Annotated in this window: 5 protein-coding genes; 4 read left to right on the top strand and 1 reads right to left on the bottom strand. The window is 67.1% G+C overall.

What is annotated here, in order from left to right:
• On the bottom strand, positions 1 to 2,622 hold a 2,622-nt coding region (locus AB0C34_RS13220; protein WP_357070870.1), incomplete at its 3' end, for an ATP-binding protein.
• A gap of 320 nt (positions 2,623 to 2,942) precedes the next feature.
• Here AB0C34_RS13220 and AB0C34_RS13215 point away from each other — a divergent pair.
• The 4 genes from AB0C34_RS13215 (at position 2,943) to AB0C34_RS13200 (ending at position 7,906) form a co-directional block, all read left to right on the top strand.
• The gene (locus AB0C34_RS13215; protein ID WP_357070868.1) at positions 2,943 to 5,006 is read left to right on the top strand and encodes an AMP-binding protein; all 2,064 of its coding nucleotides are present in this window, start codon (positions 2,943 to 2,945) and stop codon (positions 5,004 to 5,006) included.
• A 119-nt stretch (positions 5,007 to 5,125) separates the two neighbouring features.
• Positions 5,126 to 5,506, top strand: a complete 381-nt coding sequence (locus AB0C34_RS13210) for a hemophore-related protein (protein WP_357070865.1) — start codon at positions 5,126 to 5,128, stop codon at positions 5,504 to 5,506.
• 289 nt (positions 5,507 to 5,795) lie between these two features.
• Positions 5,796 to 6,509, top strand: a complete 714-nt coding sequence (locus AB0C34_RS13205) for a response regulator transcription factor (RefSeq protein ID WP_357070863.1) — start codon at positions 5,796 to 5,798, stop codon at positions 6,507 to 6,509.
• Complete coding sequence (locus tag AB0C34_RS13200; protein ID WP_357070860.1) at positions 6,506 to 7,906, top strand: HAMP domain-containing sensor histidine kinase; 1,401 nt, start codon at positions 6,506 to 6,508, stop codon at positions 7,904 to 7,906. The genes AB0C34_RS13205 and AB0C34_RS13200 overlap by 4 nt, the downstream gene beginning before the upstream one ends.
• The last annotated feature ends 124 nt before the right edge of the window (positions 7,907 to 8,030 follow it).

Genomic DNA, 8,030 nt, shown 5'->3' with positions numbered 1-8,030 from the left:
CTGCGGCAAACCACCCACGCCCGGCTCACGCTGCGGCAAACCACCCACGCCCGGCTCACGCTGCGGCAAACCACCCACGCCCGGCTCACGCTGCGGCAAACCACCCACGCCCGGCTCACGCTGCGGAATACCACCCGACGCCGACTCACGCTGCGACAAACCACCCACGCCCGGCTCACGCTGCGGAATACCATTCGCGCCCGGCTGGCGCTGTGGCAAACCGACACTCGGTTGCGGAACCCCACTGGTGCCTGGCTGGCGCACCGGCAGTTCGCCCGAACTCGGCTCGCGGGCAGGAAGACCTGCGCTGGACGGCTCGGACGGAGCATCGGGCCCACGCGGCGGCGGACCGCCCGGGTTGAGGTTACGTTTGGGCAGGTTGGCCGCGGCGAGCTTGCCACGCTGCGGTCCATTCGGCGACTGGCCGGGTGCTCCCGCCGCGGAGCGCAGGCTGGAGTTCGACTGCGGGGCGTCCGAACGCGAACCGGAAGACATCGACGTACCCGGCTGGCGCTGCGGCAGACCGCCAGGTCCAGCCGGAATCGGTCCACTCGACGGTGCATTGGGTGTGGGATTGTCGGCCGGAGTCGCGCCGTTCACCCCCGGATCGACCGTGACCATGACATTGCCCCCGGGGGTCCGCGTGATCGCCCGCATCTGCATGGACGGCGGTGCCGATGGACGCTGCGGCGTGGCAGGGGGCGGAGACGGCTGCGGGGTGACGGGTTGCGCCACGATCGGCTTACCCGCGACGATCAGGCCGATCGGTACGTGCACGGTGACGGTCACGCCGGGATCGCGGGCGGTGTCAAAGGTCGGTCGTAGTCGCACTGTGAGGCCGTGCCGCTCCGCGAGCCTGCCGACCACGAAAAGACCCATGTGGCGGGCTGTGTCCGGGCCGGGCTCCGCGGTCTGCTCGAGCCTCCGGTTGATCTCGGCCATCTCGGCCGGCGGCATGCCGATGCCTCGGTCGGCGACCTCAATGAGCATGCCCTGATCGTGCGCCTGCGCGAAGGTGAACTTGACGTCGGTCTCCGGCGGCGATGCCCGCAGCGCGTTGTCCAACAACTCGGCGAATAGGTGCGCGAGGTCGGAGGCGGAGGGCTCGATGAGCGAACCGCGCGGCGTGGCGCCCAGCTTCACGCGCTCGTAGTCCTCGACCTCGGAGATCGCGGCGCGCAGCACGTCGCCGATCTCGACCGGAGCGGACTTGGCACGGCGCTGTCTGGTGCCCGCGAGAATGAGCAGGTTGTCGCCGTTTCGGCGCATACGCGCGGCGAGATGGTCCAGCCGGAACAGGTTCTCCAGCAGGCGCGGGTCCTTCTCGTCGTACTCCATCGCCTCGATAAGGCTGAGCTGGTGGTCGACGAGCGACTTGGACCGGCGGGCGAGGGTCTCGAACATGTCGTTGACCTGCGAGCGCATCTTCGCCTGATCGCTGGCCAGGCGCAGCGCCTGGCCGTGGATGTCGTCGACGGCGCGGGCAAGCTGACCGATCTCCTCAGTGCTCCGCACCGGCATCGGCTCCAGCGGAACCTCTTCCGGCGAGGCGCCGTTGCGCAGTTGGGCGACCTCCTGCGGCATATCGCTCTCGGCCACGCGCAACGCGGCCAGACGCAGCCGGTGCAGCGGGACGATCATCGAGCGGGCGACGAACACGGCGAGTAGGAGCGCCGCGAGAATGGTCAGGATGACGACCGCGGTGTAGGTCCACGCGCCGCCCTGGGCCGAGGACACCAACGAGGTCATCGAGTTATCGATATCTTTGGTCGCCTTGCTCACGACGAGCTCATAGACCGAGAGGCTGTCGGAGAGCGACTTCTTCAGGTCACCGATCGGGATCTGACCAGCTTGCGCCTGCGGACTGCTGAGCAGTGCGATCCTGGTGTCGATCCCCGCTCGCAGGTCGGCGATCGAGGTGTCGCCGTCGGAGAAGCGGTGTGCCAGCACGTTCAGCAGTGAGCGCTCGGTGTTGGCCGCGACGAGGAAGCCCTGCGCACCGGTCTGCGGATTACGCAGCACGTCGGGGAACGCCGCGACTGCGCTGACCAAGGCGGCACGAGTGTTGAGCGAGTCGACCAGCCGTAGCTTGGCCGCGTCGACCGCGCTGTCGCTGACCTGGCCGACCGTGGACTCGACGATGCGCACGCTGTTGTTGCGGACCCGGTCGATCATCGCGATGGTGTCCGCGCTCGGGCTGGTGGCGACCGCCTTGCCCTGACCGCGCACGGCTTTGGCCTGAGTGATCATGTCGTCGAAGGCCTCGCGCGCGCCGGGCACGCTGCTGAGCCGGTCGGCCGACTTCTCGGCGTTGGCGATCGCCTTGTCCAGATCCGCGAGGTTCTGATCGGTGACCACGGAGGTGTTGGGCGCGAGCGCGACCATCTGGGAACTCGCGGTGGTCGCGGTCTGCGCACTGAGCGCGGTGACCACCGGGATGGCGGTGATGTTGTTGGCGACGTCGGCGAGCTGGTTAGATTCCGCGAACTGCGACGAGATCCTGGACACGCCGAGTCCGACCGCGACCGCCAGCGGCACAGCGAGGACCGCCGTTACCTTCCAGCGCAGGTCCCAGTTGCCGAGCGCCCAGCGCTTACTGCCGGACCTAGCGGCGTCACGCATCTCCCACTCACTTTCCAAACTGGCCCCTACCACGCGCCATCAACCGAACCTCCACAATCGCGTGCTTGGCTCGACAGGTGGAGCTGGCCGAGAGCTGCGGCTGGCCGAGAAATTGCGTCTACGACGGCCCAAATAAGTGACACCAGATTCTAACGGATCAATAACTTCTTGGGGGACTCAGCGTAACTTCGCGATCGGTGACCTGCCAATTCCAGGCAAAACCAAAGGTCGCGACGCCCACCCGGACGTCGCGTGAAGTCTGCCACAATCAACCAGATCTATCGAGGCGGGCATCGAGGCGAGGCTAGGGAGTCACGGGGTTGAACGTGCGGCGCGAGTACCGACCGGCCTACCAGACCAGCTTGGTGGATCCCGCTGAGTTCTGGGCCGACGCGGCCGCCGCGATCGACTGGGACGTGCCACCAACGCAGATCGTCGACACCAGCGCTCGCCCGGTAGCCAAATGGTTTCCCGACGCTCGCCTCAATACCTCCGTCAACGCGCTTGACCGGCACGTGCACGCGGGTGCCGAAGAAGGGGAGAGCCGCGCGCATCAGCCGGCATTGATATATGACTCCGCTATGACCGGCGCCCGAGCGGTCTACACCTACACCGAGTTGCTCGAGCAGGTGTCCCGGTTCGCGGGAACGATGGCCGGGCTCGGCGTCTCGATGGGCGATCGTGTGCTGATCTACCTGCCGATGATTCCCGAGGCGGTGATCGCGATGCTGGCCTGCGCGCGCATCGGCGCGGTGCACTCGGTGGTGTTCGGCGGCTTCAATGCTCCGGAATTGGCCGCGCGCATCGACGACGCGGAGCCGGTGTTGATCGTCACAGCGTCCGGCGGGCTCGAGCCGGGCAGGAAAATCGAATATCCGCCGATCGTCTCGCAGGCATTGGATCTTGCCGAAACCACCGCACCGCGCACTGTGATCGTCAAACACCGGCCGCAGTTCTCGAGTCTCTCGGTACCCGCGCCCGTGCCCGACACCGACGACCTATCGAACTCCGCACGCGGGGTCGCGGCGCGATGGCTCGACTGGGATGACGCGGTCCGCGATGCGCCGCTCGCCGATCCGGTCTCGGTCGCCGCGACCGACCCGCTGTACATCCTTTACACGTCGGGCACGACCGGCAGGCCGAAAGGCGTGGTCCGCGACAACGGCGGGCACGCGGTGGCCCTCGCCTGGTCCATGCGCAATATCTACGACGTCGGCGCGGGCCAGGTGATGTGGGCGGCGTCCGACGTCGGTTGGGTGGTCGGGCACTCCTACATCGTTTATGCGCCACTGTTGGTCGGCGCCACCACGCTGCTGTACGAAGGCAAGCCGATCGGCACACCGGACGCGGGCGCGTACTGGCGGGTGATCGCCGAACACAAGGTCAACGTGCTGTTCACGGCGCCGACCGCGCTGCGCGCCATCCGCAAGGCAGACCCGGACGCCGAACTGGCACACGACTACGACCTCTCCACACTGCGCGCACTCTTCTGCGCGGGCGAACGGCTGGATCCGGCCACTTACGCGTGGGCCGACGAGATCCTGCTCGGTGACCGCTCCGACTGCCCTGTGGTCGACCACTGGTGGCAGACCGAGACCGGCTGGCCGATCTGCGCGGACCCACTCGGCCTGCAACGACTCCCGATCAAGCCCGGGTCGGCCTCGGTGCCGGTACCCGGCTATCGACTCCGTGTGCTCGATTCCTCCGGCAATCCGGTAGCACCGAACGTCGAGGGCACCATCGTCATCGGGCTGCCACTGCCGCCCGGCACGCTCACCGGTCTGTGGCGCGACGACGCCGGTTACATACGCTCCTATCTCTCCGTGTATCCGGGCCACTACCTCACCGGTGACTCCGGTTACTTCGACGAGGACGGCTACCTGTACGTCCTCGGACGCAGTGACGACGTCATCAACATGGCCGGGCACCGACTCTCGGCGGGCAGTATCGAGGCCGCCATCGCCGGGCACGAGGCCGTCGCCGAATGCGCGGTCATCGGTCTGCCCGACGAACTCAAGGGCCATCGGCCGCTCGCCTACGTGGTGCTGAAGTCCGGCGTCGACATCGATCGGGCACAGCTGCGCGACGAGCTGATCGCGCGGGTGCGCGCCCAGATCGGCGCGATCGCTACCCTCTACGACGCCGTTATCGTGACCTCGCTGCCCAAGACCAGATCCGGCAAAATCCTGCGCAAGACCATCCGGGAGATCACCTCGGGCGAGGCGTTCGAGGTGCCCTCCACCATCGACGATCCCGCCATGCTGGTGACTCTGTCGAACCAGATCCGCGCCGCGCGGTCGGCGCAGCACGAGTCCGCGCCGCAGCGTACCGAGAATCCTGACGACGTGGTGCAGCCCGACGTCGATCGGGTGGCGCCGTCGTGATGTCGCGGGTCGGACACGCTCCTCAGAGCATCCTCAGAGAGCGTTCACCCGTGCGCCAGTTCATCGCAATAACCTCGAGACTGTCCCGAAACCCCTCGACGATATGGAGGCAGCACCCCATGCCACGTTCCGTAGACCGAATCGCCGCACTCGGCGTCGGCGGATTCGCGACGGTCGCGATGTTCCTCAGCCCCGCGATCGCGACGGCTGACCCGATGGAACTGGGCGCGCCACTATTGGATTCGGACTGTTCCTTCGCCCAGGTCGACTCCGCACTGCACGACAAGGCGCCGCAGCTCGCGTCCATGCTCGACGCCAACCCGACGCAGAAGGCAGAACTGCGGCGCAAATTCGATCAGCCGGTCGCCCAACGCCGGGCCGAGTTGCGCCGGGCCATCGACGAGAATCCGCAGGCGGCACGCGATGCGGAGAACGATCCCCGCACCGCGCAACTGCGCGACACCATCCGTACCGTGGCCGAGACCTGCCACAACTATTGAGCCCTGTTCCGCCTCCCCGGTACTCAGGCCGTAATCGTCAGGTGACACGGACTTTGCGTTCATGTCCTCCGTGGGGGTGCCGCTCGAGTTCTGGACGTACCCGGCGAGTTACCCATGTTCTTGCGAGATCAGCGGTTCCGTGACGTCCCGACCAACAGTCGGGTAGTCCGCGCTCGCGTTCAGGTCCCGCATCCGATGCGACCCGCGTCTTGAGCGTACTCGGCCAGAACCCCTGCTCCTCCGAAATCAGCAGGTCACTTAACCGAGCCCTGCACAAAGTGGCGGCACAATGGATGACGTGACGACGACCTCGACCCCGACCGTTCTCGTTGTCGACGATGACGAGGATGTGCTGGCGTCGGTCGAACGAGGCCTGCGGCTGTCCGGGTTTCACGTGCTGGTTGCCCGGGACGGCGCACAGGCACTGCGCAGCGTGAACGAGCACGCCCCGGACGCCATCGTGCTGGATATGAACATGCCGGTGCTCGACGGTGCGGGCGTGGTCACCGCCCTACGCGCAATGGGCAACGAGGTGCCGATCTGTGTTCTCAGCGCCCGGGCGTCGGTGGACGACCGAATCTCCGGGCTGGAGTCCGGCGCCGACGACTATCTGGTCAAGCCGTTCGTACTCGCGGAGTTGGTGGCGCGGATCCGCGCGCTGCTACGCAGGCGCTCGGATGTTGCGACTTCGGCGACTCCCGGCGCGATAACCATCGGTGCACTCGAGGTGGATGTCGCGGGATACCGCGCATTGCTGCACGGCCGCGAGATCGATCTCACCAAAAGGGAATTCGAACTGTTGTCCACCCTGGCCCGCAACGTCGGTGTGGTGCTGAGCCGGGAGCGGCTGCTGGAATTGGTGTGGGGCTACGACTTCGCGGCCGATACCAACGTGGTGGATGTATTCGTCGGCTACCTGCGCCGCAAACTCGAGGTGGACGACGCGCCCCGGCTGCTGCATACAATCCGCGGCGTCGGGTTCGTGCTGCGAGCGCCGAAATGACCGAGCCCGCGCCGGACACCGCGCGACCGGGCCGGGCAACCGTCTCGACCGCCAGGCGGCGGCGGTCGTTTTCGCTGCGGACCAGGGTCGCGGGCGCCACGGCGGCGGGCGCGATCGTCGTCGTGACATTGATCAGCGTGATCAGCATCCGCGCTATCGAGCGCAACAACGTGCAGCAGTCCGATCAGCAGCTCGCCATCGCGGCGCGGATCGTGCTGATCGAACCGGTCATCGCGGTCAAGTTCATCAGCCTGACCGGTCTCAACAACGGCATGGCCGTCACGGTCCGCGACGACGGCACGAGCACGGCGAGCACGGCCACCGAATTACCGGCGCTGCCACCCGGATCGCGCACCCTCCCGGTGGGCGGTACGCCGTATCGGATCCTCACGACCACCGAGAACCAACCGGCAGGACGCATGGTTTCGCTCGGCATACCCGCCGCGAGTGCGGCCGAGGCTACTGCCGAACAGCAGCGTTGGGTGCTCGGCGGCGCACTACTTGCCATTGCCGCGGCGGCGGCGCTCGGCTGGCTGCTCGCGGGCGCCGCGGTGCGCCCGATCGTCCGGCTCACCCGACAGGTCGGCGCGCGCAGCGCATTCCCCGATCCCCGCGATGCGCAGCCACCGGTGGAGGGTTCCGGCGTGCGCGAGGCGGAAAAGTTGGCGGACGCGGTGAACACCATGCTGCATCGAGTGGACCAGGCTCAGGCACAGACCGCTGCCGCGCTGGAGACCGCGCGTGACTTCGCCGCCGTGTCCGCACACGAGTTGCGCACCCCGCTCACCGCGATGCGCACCGACCTCGAGGTGCTGCGCACCCTCGATCTGAATGAGGCGCAGCGCACCGAGATCCTCGATGACCTGCAACGCAGCCAGGGTCGGGTGGAAACTACGCTCATGGCGCTGGAGCGCCTGGCCACCGGGGACCTGACCAACGAACGCGACCATGTCGCCACCGACGTCGGCGATCTGTGTGATCAAGCCGCGCACGACGCCATGCGTCACTTTCCCGGCCTCACGGTACGCATCGACTCCGATGCCGAGTTGGTGACCCGCGGCCTGCCCGCCGGGCTACGCCTCGCGGTGGACAACGCTCTGGCCAACTCGGTGAAGCACGGCGGAGCCACCGAGGCTCTCGTCTCCGCGTACCGCGCCCCGAACGGTCACATCGTCATCGCCATCGATGACAACGGTCGCGGCATCCCACTTGACGAACGCGAAGCCGTCTTCGACCGTTTCTTCCGCGGCAGCCGAGCGAGCAAGGGCGGCTCTGGCCTCGGTCTCGCCTTGGTCGCCCAGCAGGCCCAATTACACGGCGGCCGAGCCTATTTCGACGAGGGCACCCTGGGCGGAATTCGCTTGATCCTGGAACTTCCCGATCCCACAGCCGATTGACGCTCGCCGGTGCGGCGGCGTGACGCCGCAGTTCAACCGTTATCTATCCACTACGTCACCACGAATCACGCCGACAACTAACGGCACGTTTGGTAGTGTACCAACCAAGATGTAGCCTAGACGC

The sequence above is a fragment of the Nocardia sp. NPDC049220 genome, from assembly GCF_040647855.1.
Lineage (GTDB): Bacteria > Actinomycetota > Actinomycetes > Mycobacteriales > Mycobacteriaceae > Nocardia.
The sequence above is the reverse complement of the archived record's forward strand: the minus strand, read 5'-3'. Positions and strand labels throughout refer to the sequence as shown.